13 protein-coding genes are annotated in these 23558 nt (G+C 71.2%); 2 read left to right on the top strand and 11 right to left on the bottom strand.

Annotation, left to right across the window (positions count from 1 at the left end; all coding sequences use genetic code 11):
• The 7 genes from OHS71_RS06475 to OHS71_RS06445 form a co-directional block, all read right to left on the bottom strand.
• The gene (locus OHS71_RS06475; RefSeq protein WP_328477704.1) at nt 1-1308 is read right to left on the bottom strand and encodes a LysM peptidoglycan-binding domain-containing protein; all 1308 of its coding nucleotides are present in this window, start codon (nt 1306-1308) and stop codon (nt 1-3) included.
• A gap of 45 nt (nt 1309-1353) precedes the next feature.
• Entirely contained in the window at nt 1354-3126 is a 1773-nt protein-coding gene (locus OHS71_RS06470) for a hypothetical protein (RefSeq protein WP_328477702.1), read from the bottom strand.
• A complete protein-coding gene (locus tag OHS71_RS06465; protein ID WP_328477700.1) occupies nt 3119-7492 on the bottom strand; it encodes a DUF6603 domain-containing protein in 4374 nt (1457 codons plus the stop codon). Before OHS71_RS06465 ends, OHS71_RS06470 begins: the two co-directional genes overlap by 8 nt.
• Nucleotides 7489-8628, bottom strand: a complete 1140-nt coding sequence (locus OHS71_RS06460; RefSeq protein WP_328477698.1) for a ComEC/Rec2 family competence protein — start codon at nt 8626-8628, stop codon at nt 7489-7491. The genes OHS71_RS06465 and OHS71_RS06460 overlap by 4 nt, the downstream gene beginning before the upstream one ends.
• Before the next feature lie 125 nt (nt 8629-8753).
• On the bottom strand, nt 8754-11348 hold the full coding sequence (locus OHS71_RS06455) for a LamG domain-containing protein (protein ID WP_328477696.1): 2595 nt from the start codon (nt 11346-11348) through the stop codon (nt 8754-8756).
• Nucleotides 11345-11494 (bottom strand): hypothetical protein, encoded by a 150-nt coding sequence (locus OHS71_RS06450; RefSeq protein WP_328477694.1) that lies wholly within the window; start codon nt 11492-11494, stop codon nt 11345-11347. The genes OHS71_RS06455 and OHS71_RS06450 overlap by 4 nt, the downstream gene beginning before the upstream one ends.
• A complete protein-coding gene (locus tag OHS71_RS06445) occupies nt 11491-15024 on the bottom strand; it encodes a hypothetical protein (RefSeq protein ID WP_328477691.1) in 3534 nt (1177 codons plus the stop codon). Before OHS71_RS06445 ends, OHS71_RS06450 begins: the two co-directional genes overlap by 4 nt.
• Before the next feature lie 603 nt (nt 15025-15627).
• Between OHS71_RS06445 and OHS71_RS06440 the strand changes: the two genes are divergently transcribed.
• Nucleotides 15628-18729: an AAA family ATPase gene (locus OHS71_RS06440; protein WP_328477689.1), complete on the top strand. Its 3102-nt coding sequence runs from the start codon at nt 15628-15630 to the stop codon at nt 18727-18729.
• 308 nt (nt 18730-19037) lie between these two features.
• Nucleotides 19038-19811, top strand: a complete 774-nt coding sequence (locus OHS71_RS06435; protein WP_328477687.1) for a sigma-70 family RNA polymerase sigma factor — start codon at nt 19038-19040, stop codon at nt 19809-19811.
• Here the strand turns inward: OHS71_RS06435 and murJ are convergent.
• The 4 genes from murJ to OHS71_RS06415 form a co-directional block, all read right to left on the bottom strand.
• Entirely contained in the window at nt 19726-21300 is a 1575-nt protein-coding gene (gene murJ / locus OHS71_RS06430) for a murein biosynthesis integral membrane protein MurJ (RefSeq protein WP_328484416.1), read from the bottom strand. The two genes, OHS71_RS06435 and murJ, sit on opposite strands and share 86 nt — an antisense overlap.
• Before the next feature lie 137 nt (nt 21301-21437).
• On the bottom strand, nt 21438-21863 hold the full coding sequence (locus OHS71_RS06425; RefSeq protein WP_328477685.1) for a (2Fe-2S) ferredoxin domain-containing protein: 426 nt from the start codon (nt 21861-21863) through the stop codon (nt 21438-21440).
• Between the two features lie 2 nt (nt 21864-21865).
• Nucleotides 21866-22405: an NUDIX hydrolase family protein gene (locus OHS71_RS06420; RefSeq protein WP_328477683.1), complete on the bottom strand. Its 540-nt coding sequence runs from the start codon at nt 22403-22405 to the stop codon at nt 21866-21868.
• Between the two features lie 15 nt (nt 22406-22420).
• A complete protein-coding gene (locus OHS71_RS06415) occupies nt 22421-23557 on the bottom strand; it encodes an amidohydrolase family protein (RefSeq protein ID WP_328477681.1) in 1137 nt (378 codons plus the stop codon).
• Nucleotide 23558 lies beyond the last annotated feature (1 nt).

The following is a 23558-nucleotide window of genomic DNA, read 5'->3' as shown; positions in this document are numbered from 1 at the left end:
TCAGAGTTTCGGGATCTTCAGCGCGGCCCACGTCCTGGGGCCCGGGATCCCGTCCGCGTCGCCCGCGAGTCCGGGCCGGGAGCGCTGGAAGTCGGCGGTGTTGAGCCTGTCCGCTTCCGTCCATGCAGGGCCGGGACCGGAGGTGTAGTGCTTGCCGAAGCCGAGTTCCACCAGGCGTCTGCCGAGGGCGGTGACGAGGGGGCTGCGGCGGCCGGGATGGAAGAACGCCGTCCCGGGAAACGGCTCGTACAGCGGTGCCGTCGGATTCGCCGGGCCCGTCGTCGGCAGTCTCAGTCTCTGGCCCACGGTGATGTCGTCGGCGTTCTTGATGCCGTTGAGGGACAGCAGAGCAGCCACGGTGGTCCGGTGTGCGGCCGCGATGGAGGTCAGGGTGTCGCCCGCCCGCACGGTGTAGGTACCGGATCCGGTGTCCGGGGAGGCTCCCCCGTCGGCGGAGCGGGGGCTGCCCGGCACGATCCCGGTGTCTATGGCCCCGGGGTCCCAGTGGTCCTGGCCGGGGATCTGGGAGTGCCCGTAGTGGCCGCCCTTGTTCTCCCAGGTGGTTCTGGGACGCTCCGTCGCGAGGGCCGCGGTGGCCGGCGGGGCACCGACGGGCCACACGTCCGGGATGCCGTGCGCGCGTATTGCGGTGAGCAGCCGCTGGAAGTTCGGCTTGGCCTTCGGGTCGAACCCCTTCGTCCACGGAGCTTGCGCACGTCCCAGCACCTCGATCTGGATGCAGACCTTGCCGATTCGGTTCGTGCGCTTCGTGCCGTCGTTCTTCAGCGCCCTGGCCGACAGGTTCAAGGGCCCGAACTGGCCCAGCCGGTCCGTGACAGGGCAGTAGATCACCTGCGGTTCCACCCCGGCGCGCATCAGGTAGGCGGCGATGGACGTGAAGTAGTCGCCGCCGGCCGGGGACTCGGTGGTGTGCCACACGGCACGCGGCGGCTCCAGCGGGGTGTCCATCGGCCCTCCGATGCGCTGGTCGCCGAACCGGGTCACGCCGTCGATGTACGCCGGGCCCGAGGTGGGGTGCGCCGCGTCGATCAGGGTGGGGCGGATCTTCGGCAGCGGGCCGGTGGCCGGTTCGGTGGGCTCGTAGACGTCCAGGTCGCCGTCGTCGCGCAGGACCATGAAGGCGCCCTCGTGCCGGGGGTGTTCCTTGACGTGGCGCGCGGAGCCGGGGAGGGCGGCGATGGCGCGTACCCGGTCGATGTGGGCCTGGTCGACGGTGCCCAGATAGGTGGTGGTGATGTCCTGGGTGTCGGGGTCCGGGTGGTCGACCGTGACGTGGAAGGTGGCCATGCTGGAGTTCCGTTCTCGGGGCGGGGTGAGGAAGCGCGCGGGCGGTCAGGAGCTGAGAAAGCTCACTCGCTCGGCTGTCTCGATCATCTGGTGGGCGAAATCGCCGGAGCCGATGCTGCCGCGCTTCATTGTCGAGGCGATGCTGTCGGCGAGGTCGCCGATGGGCAGTCGGCCGCCCGGCCCGAGGGGGAGGGGGGCCAGGGTCGGGCCACTGGTCCCGTCGGAGGCACGCAGGGACTTGCCGAACCGGCCTTCGCCTGGGAGTTCCACCGCGAAGTGCACTGCCTCGGGCCGTTGCCGGACGTCGAGGCGGGTCAGCGTGCCGGCGAAGAGGCAGAGCATGATGTCGGGGGTCAGGCGGGTCATGCTGATCTGCTCCAGTGGAAGCTCCTGATCCTCGCCGAACGCCTCGACGGCCAGGCCGGGGTAGCCCGACACGACGCCGGATCTGATCAGGGCTCCGGTCACCGTCTTCGCCATGCCTATCGGCGGGCCCGACCGGTCCAGTTCGGCGTCCGCCGAGGTGAGGCGGCCGATGCTGAAGGCGCCGTCCAGGAGATGGCGTACCCATTGCGGGTCGAGGCTGACGAAACGGATGCTTTCCACCGGCAGCAGCCGCTCGTCGGGGACGAGGTACATCAGAGGGACGCCGGACAGGCCCGCCAGGCCCGTCAGCCAGGTGCGTACGGTGCCGGGGAGCGCGTCGTCGATGTCGGGGACGTCGAGCGGGTAGCCCGTGGTGGGTTCCAGGGTCGTCCGGAGCCGTTTCTGGCTGCGGCGGCGTTTCCAGTCGTACAGAGCGGTGGCGTAGTCGGTGCTCTGAAGTGCCAGCAGCCTGCCCAGCTCCCAGGCGGCGGCGTAACCGGTCTCGAACATGCCGATGTCCGGGTGGAAGCGCAGCAGACGGTCCGCGGTGCGGGTCGCCTGGAGGGGAGCCGCTGTCACCGGGCCCGTCGTCAGAGGGCCTCGGTACCACGACACTGTCGTTCCGCCCTGCCGCAGGGTGTGCCGTACGGGGATCTGGCCTTGGCGCAGCAGGTCGTCCGCGGCGGCGTCACCGCTGTCGGGCAGCCGCAGGGGGCTGCCGTGCTGGGCCAGGTCGCGGACGAGGGTGGCGAAGTTCTGGCTCTCGGCCACGCAGGCGAACCGCCAGGACGCGAGGCTGACCAGGCGTACGGGCGAGCCGGGTTCGGCGGGGCCCAGGTCGAACCCGTCGGCGGTGTACCGGTCTTCCAACGACACCAGGTGTACGGTGCTCGACTCGTTCGCCGGGGGCAGCCTGTTCCCCAGGACCACCGCGACGTCCGGGGCCCCCTCGGTCCGCCGGAGGTGTGCCAGGTAAGGCAGTTCCGCGGCCGAGGGGAGGATCTCCTCCAGCACGGCTCTGGGGACGTCGATGACGGTTGCCTGGTCCTCGGGTGACTGGTGTGCCTCCAGCGGGCCGGAGGGGAAGTACGCTGGCCCGGCGGCGAGGTCGGCGAGCCGGACGGACTTCGGTTCGGGCCGCTGGGACTGGCTGAACAGGAGCAGCGCGAGCCAGGGGCCCTCGACGCCGGACGAGCGTTCCCAGGGCAGTGTCGGGCGGTCCAGCATGACGTGCGGCAGGACGTTGTGATGGTCGCCGAGGCTGCCGTCCGGCGGGAAGAGCGCCGTCACCCGGGCCGCCGGAAGCGAGAACCTGTCCGCGCTGACGGTGAACTGGCGGGTCGCCGCGAACGGCTGCGGGCTCTCGGTGATCGTCTGGGTGGTGGTGATCTCGTACTGTCCGGGCGGCAGGACCGGCTTGGAGTGATCGACGAACGTGATGGTGTCAGCCATGGGTGACCACCTGCGGGACCTCCAGGAACTGGTCGGCGCCGAATCCGGCGAGGTCGATCGAAGCGCCGCCGAGCACCGCGTCGATCAGGGACGCGCGGGCCGTCGCCACGGCGGGGTCGTGCAGCGCGCCGGTGATCGCGGCGGCGTCCTGCACGAGGACGCGGTCCGGTTCCGCGGACGCCCAGCGGATCGCGTCCGGTTCGGTGAACAGGGGGGTCGCGCTCTGCAGCGCGGCGCTGGGGAGGGTGGGCGAGACGGACGGCTCCGTCGGCGGCAGCGGTCGTACCGTATAGCCGGTGAGCAGCTCTCCCACGAGCTGCGGCCGGTTGAGGGAGGCACCGAACTCGCTTCCCCAGAGCGCCGACGGGAGTTGCTTGGCGACGGGTTCGAAGGCGAACAGGTCGTCCATCGGCTTGCCGTCTTTGGTGATCTCGATCCGGTGTGTCGCGGTCGTGGACGCCACGCCCATCGGGCTGACCCCGAAGGCCGTACCGGCGGTGCCTGTCGGCAGCGTCCGGTCCTGACCGTCCGGGCCGTGCACCGCGCGCGTGCTGGGGACGACCGAGTCGGTGACCAGCACCAGGCCGTGCGGGTCGACCACACCGAGGTCGGTGCCGCCGCCCGGGGCCAGCGCTCCGCCGCCCAGCGCGACGGTGGTGATCTCCTCGGCGGGCGGGAGCAGAGTCGCCCGGAACCTGTCCCACGGCATGGGGGCGGGCGCGGCGGAGCCCGAGGCGCCGAAGGAGATGGTGAACGAGATGATGCTCAGGTCGATATGGGCGCGACCGCCGAAGTCCGGGCCCCAGAACTCCACGTCCGCGCCCACGTGGGCGCTGATGGTGTGGCTGCCGAAGAACGAGAACGTGTACGAGGCGCCGACCGAGATGTGCGCGGACGCCTCGTAGTGGTACGGCTGCCACGCGATGAGGAAGTCCATCGACGCGTCGAACCATGCCTGCAGCGAGCCGTCGTGCCAGGTCGCGCTGAGGCTGCCGCCCGCCATCAGTGCCGCGGGGGTCAGCGCGAAGTAGGCGCTGCCGGTGAGCTGCAGGTGCGAGTTCACCTGCCAGTTGAAGCCGAGCCGCGGTGCCACCGGGTAGTGCGCGGGCACGGTGAAGTGCGGGTGGTAGCCGCCGACGCTCAGGACGAAGTCACCGCTGTTCGGCCCCGCGAACCAGGTGCTGAACGCGAAGCCGCCGGTCAGCTTGCAGTCCCGGGACAGCAGATAGGAGTTCGGGGTGAGCTGGGCGGCGATCGAGAAGAACCCGTCGTCGGGTACGAAGGTGCCGCGCAGCGCCAGTTGCACCTCGGCGACCGGTGTGACGCCCGCCGCGCCCGCGTCCGACGCCGGCAGGACCAGCGTCGACAACCCCATCATGTTCAGCTCGAACCGGTGACCGAAGCCGGCCGACAGGAGCAGGAAGGAGTCGACCATCTCGAACGAGGTGAACCGGATCCCGAACATCAGGAATACGTCACCGGGCGACGGCGGCAGCGAATCGTTCAGCCGCTGCAACTGCCCGCCCACGTCGGTGGCGGGCGAGCTGCCCCCGACCACGTCGGCGATCAGCGGGAACTCGGCGAGCCGGTCCACAGCGGGCGGGATCAGCCTGCGGTTGTAGCCGAAGCCCGCGGCCAGCCCACGCACGAAGAAGAACGCCGGCCCGCCGATCGGCTTGTCGAGGAAGGCGTACACGAACAGGGAGGGGCCCTGCGGGAGCTGGAGGTAGGACCCGATCGCGCCGATGGAGAAGTCGGCGGTACGGATGGTCGCCGCCCCGCCGTACGCCGGGTAGGTCGCGCCCTCGAACTCGACGGTGTTCTTCAGGAACGAGCCGCCGATCTCCACCGGCCCCGAGGCGTACGCGAGATCGAGTCCCGCCAGCCCGAAGGACGGCATCGCGGCCGGGTCGGACAGCGCGACGCCCGCCTCCAGGCCGGTCAGGGTGAGGGTCAGCCCGGCCGCCGAGATCGAGGCGTCCAGCAGTACGGCGAGTTCGGCGCTCTGGCCGGGCGGATGGTCGTACCGCACGCCCACCCGCTGGATGTGGATCGGCCCGAAGGACCGCTGCACCTTGTACCAGAGGGCGCTGTCGGCGCTCTGCGTCGACTTGTCGGGTACGGGTGTGGTGGGTGTCGTGGGCTGGGTGCCCGCCCCCGCCACCGGCAGAGCCAGGGGCTTTTCCAGGGCGCCGAGCTTCAGCAGGCCGCTGATCAGGAAACCGGCGGCCAGGTCCCCGTCGGGGAGCTTGGCCACCTGGTCCGGCAGCATCGCGTTGACGGCGGCGACCTCGGCCGCGGCCAGGGCGGCGGAGGCCGCGACCAGCCGGAGCGGATCGAAGCCCATCTCGCCCGCGCCGAGATGGTCGCCGACGACCGGCAGGTGCGACAGGTCGACCGTGAGCGCCAGATCGGCGCCGAACAGGTACTTCGGTCCGTCGACGGCGAGGAAGGCGTCCTTCAGGTCCACGGTCAGCCCGTCCGGGACGAAGGCGGCGGCGGACGGCAGCAGGGCTGCGACCAGGTCCTTCAGCGCGGGAACCGGGTCACCGGCCGCATGGCTGTAGGCGGCGGTGAACAAGCTCGCCGTCGGCTGTTGCGCGAACCTCAGGTCGAACCGGGGCCTGAAGGGCCCGCGAGCCGTCGGTACCGTCGCGGCCAGCGCGGCGGTGAGGCTCCGCTGCCCGGTGTCGATCGCGAGCGTCACGTCCACCTCGGCGGTGTCGAGGGGGAACAGCGCCTCGCCGGTGAGGAAGAGGCGTCCGGTACCGGTGGACACCTCCATGCCGAGGTTCTCGATGACGAGCTGGGCGATCGGCGCGGGCAGGGCGATCGCGCCGAATCGGTCGGCGATGTCCTGGAACAGCCTCCCGATCTGGATCTGCTGGCCGGGGTCGGTCTCGCCGGTGAACTGCCATTGGCGGACGGGGTCGTATGCTGCGGAGGTCTTGAGGACGACCCCGCCGATCCTGAATATCGCCAGCGCTTTGAAGGCGGTGTTGTCCTCCGCGTGCTGGACGGCGAACATCACGTCGGTCAGCGAGAGCGAGTCCGCCAGCCGCCATTCACCGGTCAGTTCCAGGAAGGCGTGGTAGGCGGCTTCGCGGGGTGCCGTGGGACTCTTGTCCGGCAGGGTCAGACCCAGGTCGAACTTGACCACGGACAGGTCCGGCACCGGGGCCGGATCGACGCCGGTGAGGTCGGTGTAGACCTCACGCATGCTCAGCGGGCCGTCGCCCGCGCGCAGCGCGCCGCCCAGCGTGCCGACACCGAAATCGGCGCTGATCTCCAGGGTGCCGTTCTCGCCGATGCCGAACAGACCGGAGAGGACTCCGGACACCCGCGGGGACGAGAACGGCCGGTCGACCCGGAAGGTCAGGTCGATCGCCTGAAGATCCATCAGGTCCGGGACGACCGTCCACTCCTCCTCGATCTCCAGCTTCAGGCTGACGTAGTCGACCGACAGGGTGGCCGGGGTGACCCGCACCCGGACGTCGGTGAGCAGCACCGGCTTGATGACGGAGAGGCCGAAGGGGACCGGCAGGGCGGCCTGGCCGGTGAATCCGGCCACGTCCGCGAGGGTGAGGCCGCCGAGTTCGCGGAAATCCCCCGAGAACAGCATGCTGTCGCCCCAGCCGACGATCTCCGTGAAGATGAGCACGTCATGCCGCTTTCCGGCCACGGTGACCGGTACGGCCGCGGTCACGGTGATCGAACTCCGTGCCGACCAGTCGATGCCGTCGTAGTCGAAGACGGGGTCCGAGGTGATCTCGTAGCGCAGTTGGGAGAGGGCGAACAGGCCCAGGTCGAGCGTCCGTCCCTCCGGCCCGTACAGCAGGATGTTCGGCACGGCGGTCGTCGGGAAGGGGAGTTCCGCCGGCCCGCCCACCATGGTGATCTCCCCGGTGAGGGTGTGGGTGACTCCCGGCATCAGCAGGTCCAGCGGCGCCATCGGTGTGGTGATGAGCAGGAGGCCGCCGAAGGTCATGGCGGTGGCGGCCGAGTCCAGGACCAGTACCGGCGACTTGAACCGCAGGGTGTCGAAGATCGAGTGGCGCAGAGGCGGGAACGCCTGCGAGAACGTCCAGTCGGGGGCACCGGTGGCGCGCACCACGACGCGCACGGAGTCCGGCGCGGCGGTGAAGGTCACATCCAGGGCCATGCCGGTGAAGGGTCCGGAGGCACCGGTGCCCGTCACCCTCACCCCGTCGGCGGTTTCCGTGCGGGCCGTCACCGGGGACAGGGTGAGATGACCCTCGGGGAAGAACGACGTGAAGAGGTCGCCGACGTGGGTCAGCGCGGCTACCGCGATATCGATCCCGGTGCCGGTCTCTTGCACCGCGTTCCTGATCTCGTCGGGGGTCATGTGGCGGCCGGGAAGGTCTGGTAAACGGTGTCGTAGGAGCCGGTGGTGTACACCTGTTGCTCGGTCCAGACGCTGTCGTCGACGTAGCTCTTGAGTGCGGCGGGTGCCCAGCAGAACGTCTCATGGTTGCCGGTCGTGGCGCGCTTTTCGGCCGAGAGCTTGTCGTCGTAGCGCGTGATCACTTCCTTGCTCGGCAGATGGTGCATGGGAATCAACTTTCCGGCGCTCGCGACGACGGCGATCGGGTTCACCATGTCGATGAAATCCTGGGAGGACGATGTGTTGATGCTGCCGTGGTGACCGGCCTGGACGAGGGTCAAGTCCGTCAGCCTGTCCTCGGCCGTGTTGATGAGGAACTGTTCGGTGTTGGTCGTCGCGTCGCCGCACATCAGCAGCTTCACGCCGTTGGCTTTGACGAGCGTCACGATGCTGCCCCGGTTCGTCTCGTTACTGGAGTCGTTGCGGTAGTTGTGCTGGACACCGGCGGCCACGATCGACACCTTGCAGTTCTCCTCGTCCACGATGAGGATGCCGCCCTTCCCGTCCAGCCGGTCGACGGTGATTCTCTTCTCCGGATCCGAATCCTCGACCGCGGCCGCGACAGGGATCCCGTTGAGGCTGATCTCACCGGGCACAGGACGCTTCGGGTTCCGGTCGTCGTTGACCACTACTTCCAGGACCGCGCTGTCGGCCGTTGTCCTGGCCAGGAAGGCACTGGTCTGATCCGCGCTGTACATGCTCCGAGGAGCGCTGTGATAGCACTTCTCGATTTCGCAACTCGGCGGCAGCACCGACTGGAGCTTGTTGTAGTGGTCGGTGTCGGGATGGGTGAGGATCAGGATGTCGACCTTGTTCGACGTGCCGAGGAACTTCGGGCCGGTCAGGACCTTTCTCACCCTGCTTTGGAATCTGAATTTCGCTTCGTCCTCCATGCTGTCCGAGCCGCAGTCGAACATGATGACTGTGCCTCTGGGCGTCGACATCACGGCACAGTCACCCTGGCCGACCCTGATGAAGGCGACGTGCAGACTGCCGTCGCCCCGGTTGCCGGGCGGGGCGGGAGGACGATCACGCAGGTCTTTCAGACGCTTCGCTTCCAACTCGTCGGCCGCCGCTTTTTTCCGCGCCGCCTCCAACGCCAGGTCCTGGTCCCGTTGGGGCTTCGTGTCGCGCCTCGTGCGAGGCTTTCGCGGCTGTATTTCCTCCTCTGCGGGTTCCTCGGATCTCTTGCGCTTCTTTTTGCTCGGGGGCATCCGTCACCTCATCCCGGGAAGGAGATCTGCCAGCGTCCTTGGGTCACCCGCTCGCCCTTGGTGGCCCAGGTGGCCATGGCGCGCCGGTTGTCGCCGATGAAGTTGAAGCCGGCGAAGGCGTATTCGTCGTGCACCACGTTCCGCAGGTCGAACTCCAGGTGCCCGTCCGCCAGTTTCTTCAGGATCTGGAGTTCGCCGGCGCCGATGGTGACGCCACCGATCTGGAGGCTGTTCACGACCGCGGTGTTGGCGTACACGTTGGAGAAGTCGTCGCTGTTGAGGTCGCCGGTCTTGAACGTGAACCCTTCCTGCCTGGCCTCGATGCGGTGCCAGAAGCGTTGGTGCTGGTGGAAACGCAGCACCGGGAAGGTCATGGGACTCGTGCTGTCCTGGAACAGCTCCAGGTACAGCGCCTTCCCGTCGACGGTGTCGGCCGTCGCGTTCTGCCGGCGCACCTGGAGGTGCCCGCTGCCGGTGTCAGCGACGAGCGGCGTGTTCGCGGGCAGCCCGCTGCGCAGGCCCTTCACCACGGCGGTCTGGACGAACACGTCGGAGAAATCGTCGCTGTTGAGGTCGCCGGTCTTGAACATGAGCCCCTCGGGCCTGCCCTCGACGCGGTGCCAGAAACTGCCGCCGTGATGGAAACGCAGCGAGGGGTAGACCGTGCTGGGGCCGCCCTCCTGGAACAGTTCGAGGTAGAGCCGCTTGCCGCCGCCCGCGTTCGACTCCCGGCGCAGTTGCAGGTGTTCGGCGTCGGCACTGACCGTGAGCCTGGAGCCCGGTGCCGTGGTGCCGATGCCGACGTTGTTGCCGAACGGGTTGAGGGCCAGCGGCTTCGAGCCGTGCGACTGCGCCCAGCTGTAGTTCTGGTGGTAACCGAGCCGCAGGTTCGACTGGTTGGTGGGACCGAGGACGAGGGTGTTTCCGTTCGCGTCCTGGTTGGCGTTGACGATGTGCAGCCTCGCCTCGGGCGTGACGGTGCCGACACCGGTGTTCTGCTGGCTGTACAGCAGCGGCGACTTCTCGGCGAACAGGGTCACCGAGCCGTCCTGGTACCCCGGCACGTTGCGGTAGCCGACGACGATCGGCGCCAGGCCGAGCGACGGAACCGCGATCACCTGGGACAGCTTGACCACCAGCGTCCCGTCGGGCCCGAACGCGGTGGCCGACTGGGGGGTCAGCGTCCATTCGACGCGCTGCCCGAGTCTCTCCGAGGCGATCGTCCAGTCGGAACCGACCCCGCTGGCCTTCAGGCCGTCCAGCGTCGTGCCGGCCGCCGTACCCGCGCTCGTCAGCGCCCACTCGTGGGTCTCGCCGGCCTCCTGAAGGTCGTACGAGAGCGTGAACGAGGCGCCGGCCAGGGAGAGTGAGGTGTCCCTCGACCGGTTGGCGATGCGGAAACTCAGGGTGTTCGGTGTGACGCCGTCGCTGAGCACCCGGTTTCCGCCGACGAACCCGATCGCGAGCGGGATGTCACGGCGGCCCCGCCGGTTGACGATGTCGAGGAACGCGGTGCGCTGCCCGGTCAGTTCGCTCTGCTCACCCGCGTACCGCATCCGCTGGTGCGTCAGCTCCACCCGGGTGCCACGGGTCCCGCGGCCCCCGTCGGCCGCCAGCCCCTTCAGCGCCACGTCGAAGGACGTGCCCCGTCCGATGACCATGGCCTTGGGCGCCCCCAGATACAGCACCGTTCCGCCGGTCGCCGGGTCCGGGGCCCGCAGCAGCGTCCACTCGGACGCGGCGACGGCCGGTTCGGGCGGGGCCGTGATGGTGCCCGGGCGCAGCCGCAGCGCGACGTGGTGCTCGGTGGCCGACACCGGGCCCGCCAGGGTCCGCAGCTCGATGTCCTGCCGGGAGGTGTTGGTCAGCCGCAGGATCATCGGCTGCCCTGCGGGGTTGTCGTCGATGAACAGCACCGGCTGCTGGTCCACGTCGAGCAGGGCGAAGTCCAGCGGATGCGCCCGTACGAACGCGGCCAGCGACGCCTCGTCGTCGGCCATGTCCCGCTGGATCTCGGCCTGGCTGAGCGCGTTGTCGTAGATCCGTACGTGGGACAGCAGCCCGGTGTACCGGCCCGTCCCGTCCGTGCCGGCCAGCAGCGGGCTCTGGGCGGTGGCCCGGTCACCGGTGAACGCGTACTCGCTCGCCTTGACCCCGTCGACATAGATACGGGCGGTGTGCCCGTCGTTGACGCAGGCCACGTGGTGCCATGAGTCCGTCGCTACGGCCCCGGGCGCGGTGGCGTGCCCGTCGCCGGGCTTCCCTGTGGTGGCGAACCGGTGCCTGAGCGTGCCGTCCGCGTCGAGTACGACGGCGAAGTCGCCCTGCGCCTTCGCCACGAGGCCCACCCGTGCGGCCCTCTTGGCCGACGGGTTGACCCATGCCTCGACCGTGTACGCGCCGAGTTTCAGTAGTGGTGTCTCGGCACCGGTCACCTGGACGGTGGTGCCGTCGAACGCCAGTACGCTGCCGAACCGGTCGTCAGGGCGTGTCCCCGGCTTCCCGGCGACGGTGCCGGCCAGATGGTTGTCGGAGCTGTCCGTGACCTGGTTGTTCGAGGTCAGGGCGTCCAGGTGCCAGTGCAGCACCAGGTTGGCCGTCATTCCGCGGCTCCGTCCTGGGCCGCGGCGGACTTCTCCGCCTGCTGGTGGATCTTGCCTATCAGTTCGTACACCTGCGCGTACGGCTGGGTACCGAGGGCCTCCAGCAGGAGGTTGGTCTCGGCGAGCGTCAGCTCCAGGGTGATCATCGTGCTCCTTGGTCGTTCTGCGGTTCGCGCACCGGACGCAGCGTCAGCCAGCCCTCGCGCAGGGTCGCCCGAGCGGGGAACCGGGCGTCGGGCCGTGGCGGATCGGCCTGCTCGAACCGGCCGGTCCGCCGCTGTTCCTGCCACGACCAGGCGTAACCGGGCTCGTCCGGCAGGGGTACGGCGAGATGGTCCGCGTCGGTGAGGACCGGCGCGGTGCGGAAACTGACGGCCATGCCCTCCAGGGCGTCCCGGAACATCCCGGCCGGGATCCGCAGCGAACGGGTCGGCAGGATCCCCGCCGTCGCGTGCACCGTGCCCCGTGGGTCGATCAGCATGGTCAGGTACTGCGGCGGCGCGTCGAGCGCTTGGACCAGCGGGTCCTCGGGGGAGCGGACGTCGTGCCAGAGGGGGCCGAGGCGCTGCGCCGAGTCCTCCAGCCAGAACCCGAGGACCCCGTCGTCGAGGACTTGGTGCTCGCCGATCCTGACCGGGAAGCGGACCGACGGGAAGTCGTCGGTCTCCCGGCAGGCGCGGCCCATGTCCTGCCGGAAGACGTTCCAGTCCTGGTGATTGGCCGGCCGGCCCATCAGCTCCAGCGACACCCGCGCGCGGACCACCGCCAGCGGCCGGCCCATCAGCACGGCCCGGCCCCGGTGCTGGGCGTAGTCCTCCGGCTCGATGTACTGAAGGGTGGCGTCCAGATCCTCCAGGAACGTGCCCAGAGCAGCCGGCCCGGTGTCGTGCAGACGCTGCACGACCGCCCGCAGATGAGGGTTGGCGATCGCCCCGATCGGGCCGAAAGCGCCCCCGGGCAGCTCCCGCCACTGGGCGGACTGCGGCTGGGCGGCGTCCGGCAGGGCGTGCAGTGCGCCGATCGCCGAACCGTCGGCGGCGTACACGGCGAGACCGGCGTCGAGGTGGTCGGGGATCAGCCAGCCGCAGATCGGGGAGGTGTCCGGCAGACCGTTGGTCTGCCTGATGTCGTCCTCCGCGTCGAGCCACTCGAACGACAGCCGTGCGGGCTGGGCCAGCCGGGGCGGCATCGCCACCCAGTCCGGCTGCTCGTGCATCCGCAACTGTGCCGTGGTCCGGATCCGGTCGGCGTTCACGTCCTGGGCGGTGCCGAAGTTGTCGAGGATCCGCAGCCGCAGCACCCGCAGCGCACCCGCGCGGATCGGGTTGAAGCCGCTGAGCGGCTGCGGCGCGTGCCGGGTCTGCCCGCCCACCGCCTGCGCCACGTCGGCGGCGAACCGCTGGTGGTCGGGGAAGCCAAGCGGATCGGCTATCGGGAGCTGACGGGTGAGCTTGCGCATGAGCAGGGCGTCGTTGAACCCGTTCAAGGCGGCGGACAGGTTGCTGTCCTCGTGCTCCGCGAGATGCCGGTAGATCCGGACCAGCAGAGCCAGCCGCTGGTCATTCCCGTGGGAGTCGAACCAGTCGAGCACGCCGGCGGGGTCCGCCAGGAACGCCTCGCGGGTCACCTCGGGCCGCCCCGACGCGTTGTGGAGCGGCAGCACAGCGCCCTGTAGGTAGCGCAGCACCCGGGAGGACAGCACCGGCCGGGCGCCCGGCGACAGGATCGTCGTACCGGTGTAGACGTTGGCGCCCTTGTCCGGTATCTGCCGGATCGGCTGCAGCTCCACGTCACGGGGCGGCAGGACATAGTTGCCGGTGACGAAGTCCTCGCTGTAAGCGCGGTCGCGCGGATCGTTGTTGTTGCCGATCGTCGCGGGGAAGAACTCCACCTCCCACTCCAGCACCGTGGGATGCCAGGACGGGCCGGTCCACTCGGTGACCGCGAAGTTCGGCACCGGCAGCTTCGCCACGGCGGCGACGGCACTCGCCCGCAGGGCCCGCACGGCTTTCGGCGTGGCCAGGTCCGATTGGCCCTCGGCGGACAGGGCGCACTCCAGCAGCCCCTGCGGATGCAGCGTCCCGTCCTGGCCGTGGCGGTCACCGGGAGTGGCCGCCTGCCCGGTGAGCAGCACCACGGGATCATTGGGGAGCTGGTACGACGGAGCGGGAATCTCGTGCAGGACGAAGGTGCTGCGAGCGCCCACGGCGACGGCGTTGAAATTTTTCAGCGAGCTGTCGACGGCCGTGCGCGCGTCGCTCAGCCGCTGGGCCAGGAGTTCGGCCCTCCCGGAGTCCTGGTCGAGCAGACCCATCGTGCGCCCGAGGAAGAACGCCACCTGGTCCTGGTCCGGATACGAGTCCACCAGGGCGTCGTACGGATAGGCGCAGAGCTGGTACTTGTACCAGTCCGCGAACAACTGCTCTCGCACCGAGGTCAGTTGATGGCGTGCCCGGTCCAGGTCGGCCTGGGCGGTGTTCAGGAGGTTCAGCAGGTCGCTCAACGCGTGGGGCACGGTGAGCTGTTCGCGTGCCTGCTTGTGCTCGGCGGTGACGCCGTCGGTGTCGTCCTGCCGCCGCAGGGACCACTGGATGCCGGAGGGCACGTCGTGGAAGGTGGCGGAGTGCCGGGACTCGTTCAGGCCGAAGCCGAGGTCCAGCGGCTTCGACTCCAGCTCGTCGGCGAAGGCCAGCGCCTCCAGGAGTTCCTCCACCCGGTCGGCGGACTCGGTGGGCAGAACGCTTCCCAGGTGCGCGGCGAGCGCCTCGGTGGCGGTGTTCCCGACGCAGACGCCGGTCTCGTCGTCCGCGTCGGACAGCAGGGGACTCGGCTCGATGCCGGTGGCCGCGAAGGTCAGCCGTGCGTAGCAGACCACCCGGCCCGGTGCCGGAGCGTCGGGACCAGCCGAGGGCGCCGTCCAGCCGAACCGGAGCCGGGCCGCTTCCTGCCAGCCGCGCACGTCCGGTGCCGCCGAGCCGTCACCCAGCGCGGTGGCGGGATCCTGGCCGGGGTCGTCGTACCAGCCGAGCACCTCGTAGCGCAGGCCCTTCGGCGGGACGCCCGGATAGTCGGGGTCGTGGAAGCCGAAGACGCTGTGGCAGTTGGCGTACTGCGCCGCGAAGGTGGGCTCCCCGTAGCCGACCGCGGTCAACTCGGGGAGATACCGCGAGCGGTCGGTGGAGCGGCTCCAGACATCGAGCGGCAGCTTCCGGCCGAGCCGCCGGTACGGCCGGCCCGGGCCGGGTACCGGATAGCGGACCGCGGCGGGATTGTCGTCGGACAGGTAGTCGCTCTCGACGACCCACTCCTCCTCCACCCGCCCGTCTCTGCTCCGGGTCACCAGCCAGCGGTTCGGCACCGCCGGGACGGCGGTGGTGCCGTCCTCGCGCTGGACCATCCGGGTCAGGCCGTCGGGCAGCGCCCAGTGGAGATGGATGCCGGCCCTGAGCCGGAAGTCCTCGTCCTGGAAGGGGGTCCGCACCATGATCTCGCTGACGTACGGGAGATCCTCGTTCTGGTCCAGACCGGTCGCCGGGTCGCGGTACGGGAGCCGGCTGAAGTCGTTGTCCGGTCCCCGCACATCGAGATCGCCGGCCAGGCACAGCGCGTCGAGGTGAACCGGCACGACCAGCGGTCCGCCGACGCTCACCGGTCTTCCGCCGTCGGGGTCGGACATACGACGGCTGTCCCTTGCGACACGGTTCCCCCCAGAGTCCGGCTGCCAGCCGAAAAGTGTCCCGGCCGGTTCAGCGAGCGTCACCGTAGTGGGCAAGTAGCCGTGCGAAACGCGCAGTTGATCCAAAGCGGCAGCACTGGAGGCGGCGGTCGCCACGGGAAAACGGGCCGACGCGTCCTTCACGATTGTGCGACCGCAACGACCGCGGGAAACGAGGCTGTCCGGCCCGCCGGAGGCCGTTGTCGGGACGAGAGTTGGGCAGGGCCCTGGGCGGCAACACGGGCAGGGCCGTCGTTCCCGGCGCGGTGAAGTTCCCTCTTCGCACAACGAGAGCGGCCCAGTCCCTGTCCCCGGGCGTGCCGCCGCTGCCGGTCCGGCCGACGCGGATGACGGGACCGGCTTTGGCACCGGAAGGTTCCCGCGCGGTTCTTCCGGTGATCCGTCCGGTTGTTCTTCCTGGTGCTCCTGCTCGCCAGTACACGGTCAAAGGGAGGGCGGCCGGTATGTGGTGATCGCCGGTGAGTACCATCCGCTGAACGGCGAGGCGTCGGGGTCCTCGCCCGGATGCTTCGGGCAGACGAAGTAGTGCGGGGGGCACGGGAGTTGACGACGTTCGGTGAGATGCTGCTGGTCTTCCGCCGGGCCGCGGGGCTGACCCAGGAGGAGCTGGCCGAGGCCGCCGGGATGGCGGCCCGGTCCATCCGGGACCTGGAGCGCGGCCGGCGAGCACGTCCGCAGCGCCGCACGGCACAGTTGCTGGTGTCGGCGCTGGGACTGGGCGAGGCCGACGCCGCCGCGCTGCTCGCGGCGGGCCGCCCCGGCAGGCAGGCGATCCCTCCCGCCGACGGCAGCGCGACGCCGCCCGGCCTGCTCGGCCGCCAGGACCAGCTGATGGTCCTGGAACGTGCGGCCGCCGAGGCACGGGCGGGCCGGGGCGGCGTGGTGCTGATGCGGGCGGGCGCGGGGACGGGGAAGACCGCGCTGCTTGACGCGTGGGCGGGCGTCCAGCAGCCGGGGGAGATCCGGGTGGTGTCCGCGAGTGGGGCGGAGCTGGAGCAGGGCTTCGCCTTCGCGGTGCTGCGGCAACTGGTCGAGCCCCTGCTGGCCCGAGCCGGTGACGAGGGGCGGGCACGGCTGCTGTCGGGTCCGGCGCAGCTGGCGTCGCACGCTCTGAGTGTGGAGGGGACCGGTGAGCTGTCGCCCGAGGCGTCGCTGGGCCTCCTGCACAGCCTGTACTGGCTGACGGTGCATGCCGCCGACGAGGGGCCGCTCGCCCTGGTGGTCGACGACGTGCACTGGGCGGACCGACCGTCGGCGCGGTGGCTCGAATACCTGGCGCGGCGGCTGCGGGGTCTGCCCCTGCTGCTGGTGCTGGCGGGGCGGCCGGACGACGGTGCCGGGGCCGGGCCGATGCTGGAACGGATCGCCGCACAGCCCTACTGTCGGCGGATCGACCTGCCCGGGCTGGACATCGACAGTGTGACCCGCCTGGTGCGGGCGAGCCTGGGGCCCGGCGAACCACGGTTCGTCGCCGCGTGCGCCTCGGCCACCGGAAGCAACCCGCTGCTGCTGCACGAACTGCTGCGGACCCTGGCCGACAACCAGATCGGCGCCACCGACAACCAGGCCCATCTGGTGGCGGAGTTCCGGGGCCGCATCCTGGCCGAAACCGTCGTCAAACGGCTGGCCGACGAGCCGGAGCCGGTCCTTCGCCTGGCCCGGGCCCTGGTCGTGCTGGGGGACGACGCCACCTGGAACGTCGCGGCTGAGCTGGCGGGGCTGGGCGAGCCGACGGCACGGGAACTCAACGGCAGGCTGCGGCAGATCGGCGTGCTGGCGCCGGGCGAGCCGGTGCGGTTCCGGCACGCCCTGGTCCGCACCGCCGTCGCCGAAGCCGTCCTGGGGCCGGTCGAACTGGCCGCCGGTCACGCGCGGGCGGCCGGACTGCTGCGGAGCGACGGCGCGGCCGACGACCTGGTGGCGGCCCATCTGCTGCTGGCCGAACCGGGCGGTGAGAGCTGGTGGGTGGACGTCCTGCGGGAGGCGGCGCGGGCGACTCGTGGCCGAGGGGCTCCGGAGGTCACCTCCGCCTATCTGCGCCGGGCTCTGCGCGAGCCGCTGTCCGTCGAAGAGCGCGGTCCCCTGCTGCTGGAGCTGGGCAAGGACGAGATGCAGATCGACGTCGGCGCGGCCAGGCACCACCTGACGCAGGCATCGACGGCGTTGGCCGACCCGTACGCGCTGGCCGAGGCGGCCTCTTTGCTCGCCAGCGCACTGTTCCTCAGCCATGAGCACGAGCGCGCCGTCGACGTCCTCGCCCGCGCGGTGGACGATCTGGAGCAGACCGACGACGGCATCGGCCTTGCCCGTGAGGTGTCATGGTTCCTTCAGGCGCAGATGCTGCTGATCGGCTACGACCAGCTGTCCACGCTCCCCGCCGCACGCCGGCACGCGCGCCGGCTGCGGGACCACAAGCTGACCGGGGACACCCCTGGTGAGTGCGTGGTCCTGGCCGCGCTGTCCGCCTGGGCCACCACCGGGGAGGCCAGCGCCCAGGTCGCCAACGACCTCCTCGACCGGGCCCTGCGCGGCGGACTGGTCGCGGCGGACGCGTCCCACATGTTCGTGAGCCTCGCCGGGCTGGCCTTCGTGGCCACCGACCGGCTCGACGACGCGGTCGCGCGCTTCGACCGCATCGGCGACACGGGTGGCCGGTGGGGGTCGTTCCTGATGGTCTCGTCCGCGCTGACCTGGCAACTGCTCGTCCAGGCCCGCCGCGGCCGGCAGCTCCCGCTCACCGCCGACTTCGGACACCCCGCCACCACGGCGGACCAGGGCCTGGAGCCTCGCGTCAGGCTGTCGATGACGACCCAGGTGGGGGAGTCGCTGATCGAGCGGTGCGATCTGACCTCGGCGACGGCGGTGCTCACCGCGGACGCCGACTTCGACCGGGTGGGCTGGACCTGGCAGGGCCCGGCGCTCCTCGCCCGCAGCCGCCTGCACGCGGCGCGGGGCAACCCGGCCGCCGCCCTGGCCGTCCTGCACGAGTACGGCACGCAGGAGAACCGGGCACAGGTCATGAGCCTGGCCGGGGCGCCCTGGCGGTCGCGGGCGGCCCTGCTGCACCTCACGCTCGGACAGCGGACGGACGCGCTCCAACTGGCCACCGAGGAACTGGAGCTGGCCCACCGATGGGGCACCGAGCGAGCGATCGGGATGGCCTCACGCTGTCTGGGCGTCATCCGTGGCGGACACAGCGGGCAGGCCCTCCTGCGCGACGCCGTGGCCGTGCTGAAACGGTCCCCCGCCCGACTGGAACTGGCCCGCGCCCACTACAGCCTTGGCACCGCCCTCCTGCGCGGCGGTGACACCGACGAGGCCCGCCAGGCCCTCACCCAAGCGCTCCGCCTCGCGGACACCTGCGGCAGCGTCCTGCTGGGTGGCCAAGTACGCGGAGCGCTCGCCACGGCAGGCGTGCGCGCGAAGCCGGCCCCACCGGCGGCCCCGAGCCTCTCCCTGACCGAACACCGGCTGGTCGAACTCCTGCGCGCAGGCCACAGCGACCGCCAGATCGCCCAGGCCCTGCTCCTCACCCCGCACGACGTGACCGGACTCATCGAGCAAGCAGGCCGCACACTGGGGGTGACCAGCAGGGCGGAGCTGGCGTCCCCGGCCCAGGCCCACCAGCAAGCCGGCGGTGAGTAGACCCTGCGGTCGGCGCGATTCGGCGGCCTGGAGTCGCGAATCGGGGATGTGACTGCGCGGACATGGCTGAGGGCGCCTGAGAGGCGTTTCAGCGATGTCCCGGCCGCGGCTGCGCATCGTCGGATGCCGGACCTTCTCGCCGATGTGCGGGGCCTGGCCGATCGGCTGCCCGAGCGTGCCCTCCTGCGTCTCCGACGCGACCGCGCGCGGTGGGCGCTGCCGTGTCCGGGCTGTGAGTCGGCCGGACAACCTGTGGACATGCCCGGTCCCGGATGACGCGACGCGGTGCCACTGCCAGGATCGGCGTCATGACCGCAGGGCACGGCCAGACCGGCAAGCACCGCACAACCCGAGGGAGCGCCGAAGCCGGGAAGCACCGGACGCCGCGCGGTGCGGACCACCCGAAGCGGGCCGGCAAGGCGGCACCGGCCGACGAGTCGACGACCGAGCTGGCCCTGGCCGCGCAAGCCGGGGACGCCGCCGCCGTCGAGGGGTTCGTGCGCGCGCTGCGCCCGGACGTGGTGCGCTACGTGACCCATCTGAGCGCGGATCCGCAGGCGGCAGACGATCTGGCCCAGGACACGTTCCTGCGGGCCCTGGGCACCCTGCACCGGTTCGAGGGGCGTTCCTCCGCCCGGGCGTGGCTGTTGTCCATCGCGCGCCGGGCGGTCATGGACAGCTTCCGGTCCGCCGCCGTCCGCCCGCGCCTGTCGGACGAGGACGACTGGCAGCGGGCCGTCGAACTGGCCCAGCCGCGCGGACTGCCCGGCTTCGACGACGGTGTCGTCCTGCTGGATCTGCTGGGCGCGCTGCCGGAGGACCGGCGGGAGGCGTTCGTGCTGACCCAGCTGCTGGGCCTGCCCTACGCGGAGGCCGCCGAGGTGAGCGACTGCCCGGTCGGCACCGTCCGCTCACGCGTGGCCCGCGCCCGCGCCGCTCTGGCCCGCCTGCTCGCCGAGGCGCCCGCGGCTCCTACGGAGGCCGCGGGCGGGGCACCTACGGGCGCCGCGGCCCCCGCAGCCCGCGCAGTTCGTCGACGTTCGTCAGCCGGGCCAGGCCGAGATAGACCAGGACGAGGGTGACGGAGCCGGCCGCGAGGGCCGTCGCGGCCGGCAGGGTGCCGCCGCCCAGCCGGGCCGCGCACACGGCGTCCACCGCACGTCCCGCGGCAGCGGCGAGGCACGCCGCCACCAGCAGCTTGGTGTACGTGCGCCGCAGCGCGCCGCCGTCCAGACGGCCCCCGGTCCTCACCCGCAGCCGGCGCGCGGTGAGGGCCAGTCCGGCCAGGTAGGACAGGGCGTACGCCCCGGCCATGCCGGTCACCTCCCAGCGGTCGGGCAGCAGCAGGTGGCACGCCGTCGCGAGGGCGATGTTCACCGCCGCGATCCAGACCGCCATGAAAAACGGCGTGCGGGTGTCCTCGAAGGCGTAGAACCCGCGCAGGAGGAGGTACTGGGCGGAGAACGGGATCAGGCCGAGGCCGAACGCCTGGAGCATGTGCCCGAGCGGTTGCGCCGAGGCCGCGTCGGCGGCGCCGTGCGCGAACAGCACGGTGGCGATCCGCGGACCGAGGGCCAGGAACAGGAACGCGGCCGGCACGATGACGACCCCGCTCACCCGCAGCCCGCGCGACAGGTCCGCGCGCACGTCCGCGATGCGCCCCTCCGCCACCGCGCGGCTCATGCGCGGCAGCAGCGCGGTCACCAGGGAGACGGTGACCACCGACTGCGGCAGCATCCAGATGGTCTGCGCGTACATGTACGCCGTGTAGCCCGCGCCGGCCTGCGGCAGCTTCTGGTCGACCGTGTTGGCGTAGTTGGTCACCACCGTCAGCGAGACGAGGTTCGTCAGGACGAGCAGCAGCGTCCACTTGGCGGCGTGCACACCGGAGCCCAGGCCCGAGCCGCGCCAGTCGAAGCGCGGCCGCAGGCGGAACCCGGCGGCCCGCGCGAACGGGACCAGCGAGAGGGCCTGCACCGCGATGCCCGCCGTCGTCCCGAGGCCCAGCAACCGGACCTGGGCGGCGGTGATGTCCGCCACCTCCGTCGGCACGGTCATCAGGCCCAGGTAGGCGCCGAACATGCCCAGCAGCACCAGGTTGTTGAGGACGGGCGTCCACATCATCGCGCCGAACCGCTCGCGGGCGTTGAGGACCTGACCGTAGATGTTGAACAGGCCGTAGAAGAAGATCTGCGGGAGCAGGAACCGCGCGAAGACCACCGTGAGCCGGTACGCCTCGTGGTTGTCCGGGGTGTCGCGTATGTACACCGAGACGATCTGCGGGGCCGCCCACACCGCCAGAGCCGTCCCCACGGCGAGGACGGACCCGACGAGGGTGACGAGCCGCTGCTCGTAGGCCCGCCCGCCGTCCGGATGGGAGGTCCGGGCCCGCACCAGCTGCGGGACCAGCACGGCGTTCAGCGCGCCGCCGATCAGCAGGGTGTAGAGGCTGGTCGGGACGGTGTTCGCGGTGTTGTACGTGGTGGCCAGCAGACCGGTGCCGAGAGCGGCGGCCTGGAGGACCTGGCGGATCAGCCCGGTCGCCCGGGACACGATGGTGCCCAGCGCCATCAGCACCGAGGAGCGGACCGCCCCGCCCTTGCCGACCTCGTGTACCTCGTCCTGCCGCTGCGCTGTCGCCCCCATCGGGCCAACCTACGCCATCGAGATCGGCGGATCCCAAGGAGCTTTCGGAACAGGGTGGTTGGTCACCGGCGGCCGCGTACCCGTCCCGCCCGCGGCGGGCTGATGAACTGGAGCTCCAGGGTGACCGGCGGCGGCGCGACCCCCGGGCCGCCGGCCGCCGCCCACGCCAGGATCTCGTCCGTGCAGTCGTCGTCCATGGCGAAGCCGACCCAGGTGGCCCGGCCGCCGGCCCGGCGTCCGCCGGCCGACGGCTGGACGACGATCACGTTCGCCTGGTCGCACGGGCCGAGGCAGTCCGTCGTACGGACCGCGAAGGCGCCTGCGGAGTCGGCCGCGGCCGCCCGCAGCCGCGCCAGCTGCCAGTCGTGGTCGTAGCCGGGGTGTTTGCCGGCGTCGCCGCAGCAGCAGCCCCTGCACACCACGAGGGTGCAGGGGCGACCTCGCGCGGCGCCGACCAGGGCCCGGTGTCCGGACTGTGCGGGTATCACGCTCAGGAGGCCGACAGGCCGACATGGGCGAGGGCCTGCCGCAGCAGGAACCCGTGCCCGCCCGGCATCTCGCTCTGCACCGCGAGCGACGCGGCCTCCTGCGGGCTGAACCACACCAGGTCCAGGGCGTCCTGACGGGGCCGGCAGTCGCCGGTCACCGGCACGATGTAGGCCAGCGACACCGCGTGCTGACGGGGGTCGTGGTAGGGGGTGACGCCCTGCGTGGGGAAGTACTCGGCCACCGTGAACGGCTGGAGCGAGGTCGGCACCCGGGGCAGTGCCACCGGGCCGAGGTCCTTCTCCAGGTGGCGCAGCAGCGCGTCCCGGACCCGCTCGTGATGCAGGACCCGGCCGGAGACCAGCGTCCGGTTGACGTTGCCGTCCGGTCCCATCCGCAGCAGCAGGCCGACGCTGGTGACTTCGCCGCTGTCGTCGACGCGCACCGGCACCGCCTCGACGTACAGGATCGGCATACGGGCGCGCGTCATCTCGAGCTCGTCGGAGCTCAGCCAACCCGGCGTGGTTTCGGTCAAGTCAGACATTGCTTGATCATACTTTCAGTGTCCGTCGGGAAGCCGGTAGACCCGGCGGGCGTTGTCCGCTCCGGCCCAGCGTGCCAGGCGCAGCGCGTCGGGCAGGCCCAGTTCGCCGGCGTTCACCCGGTCCTGGAGCAGATCCCCCAGGCCCCGGCGGAACGCCAGCGCACCGAGCCGGTAGAACTCCGCAACACCATAGGCGTCGGAGCTGTACAGCAGTTTGCGGAACGGTGTGATCTCCAGCGCTTCCTCCAGGACCGCCCGTGCTCTCGGGGGGCCCACATGGTGCAGGGTGAGCCCTACGTCGAGGTACACCCGCTCGAACACGGCGGCCAGGTAGGCGGCCTGGCGCTGGTAGGGCCAGCAGTGCAGGAGCAGGACCGGGATCGTGCCCGCCGTCAGGTGCAGCCAGTCCGTGAGAAGGCTGGGATCCGCCCGGTGCAGCCGGATGTCGTCGTCGCCGAAGCCGGTGTGCAACTGGAGGGGCAGCCCCAGGTCGACGGCGGTCCACAGCAGGTGGCGGACCAGCACCGGGTCCTCCAGCCGTCCGCCGCGCGCCTGCCAGCGCCGGGCGGCCCGGGTGACCTCGTCGTCCTGGGGGCGGGCCGGGTCGAGGCCGAAGCCCGTCCGGTAGGCGGCCACCGACTTGACCGCCACCACTCCCGGCCGCCGTACCTCGTCCAGAGCGGCCGCCCGGAAGGCGTCGGCGTAACCGTCGGCCTCGACGCCCCGCACGGCGACGTCCTCCGCGACGGACTCCAGCCGGACGACCTCGTGGGCCACCGCCGGTCCGGCGGCCTCCGCCAGCTCGGCGGGCGTGGTGAGCCGCTGCGGGGCGAACCCGGTGTCGACGCAGAAGACGCCGGTCCGGGCGACGCCGAGGAAACGCCGGTTCACCTCCCGCGGGCCCAGTTCGGCGCGCCGGGCCAGATAGACGTCGGGCGGGGCGTGCCGCTCCAGGTCGAGCAGCGGCGCGCAGTGCCGGCGCACGGCCACCCCGGCGGGCGTGTCGAACGCGGAGAAGCCGGGCCATCGGTCGCCCTCGGTGAGCAGCGCCTCGAAGCCCGGCCCGTCCAGTGGCTCGGTGACGACGCCGTGGCAGTGGTGGTCGACCAACTCCAGCTCGGCGAGGGCCTCGTGGACCGGTCCGCCGGCCATC

It is taken from the genome of Streptomyces sp. NBC_00377 (assembly GCF_036075115.1).
In the GTDB taxonomy this organism is placed as follows: domain Bacteria; phylum Actinomycetota; class Actinomycetes; order Streptomycetales; family Streptomycetaceae; genus Streptomyces.
This window is presented reverse-complemented; position numbering and strand designations above follow the sequence as displayed.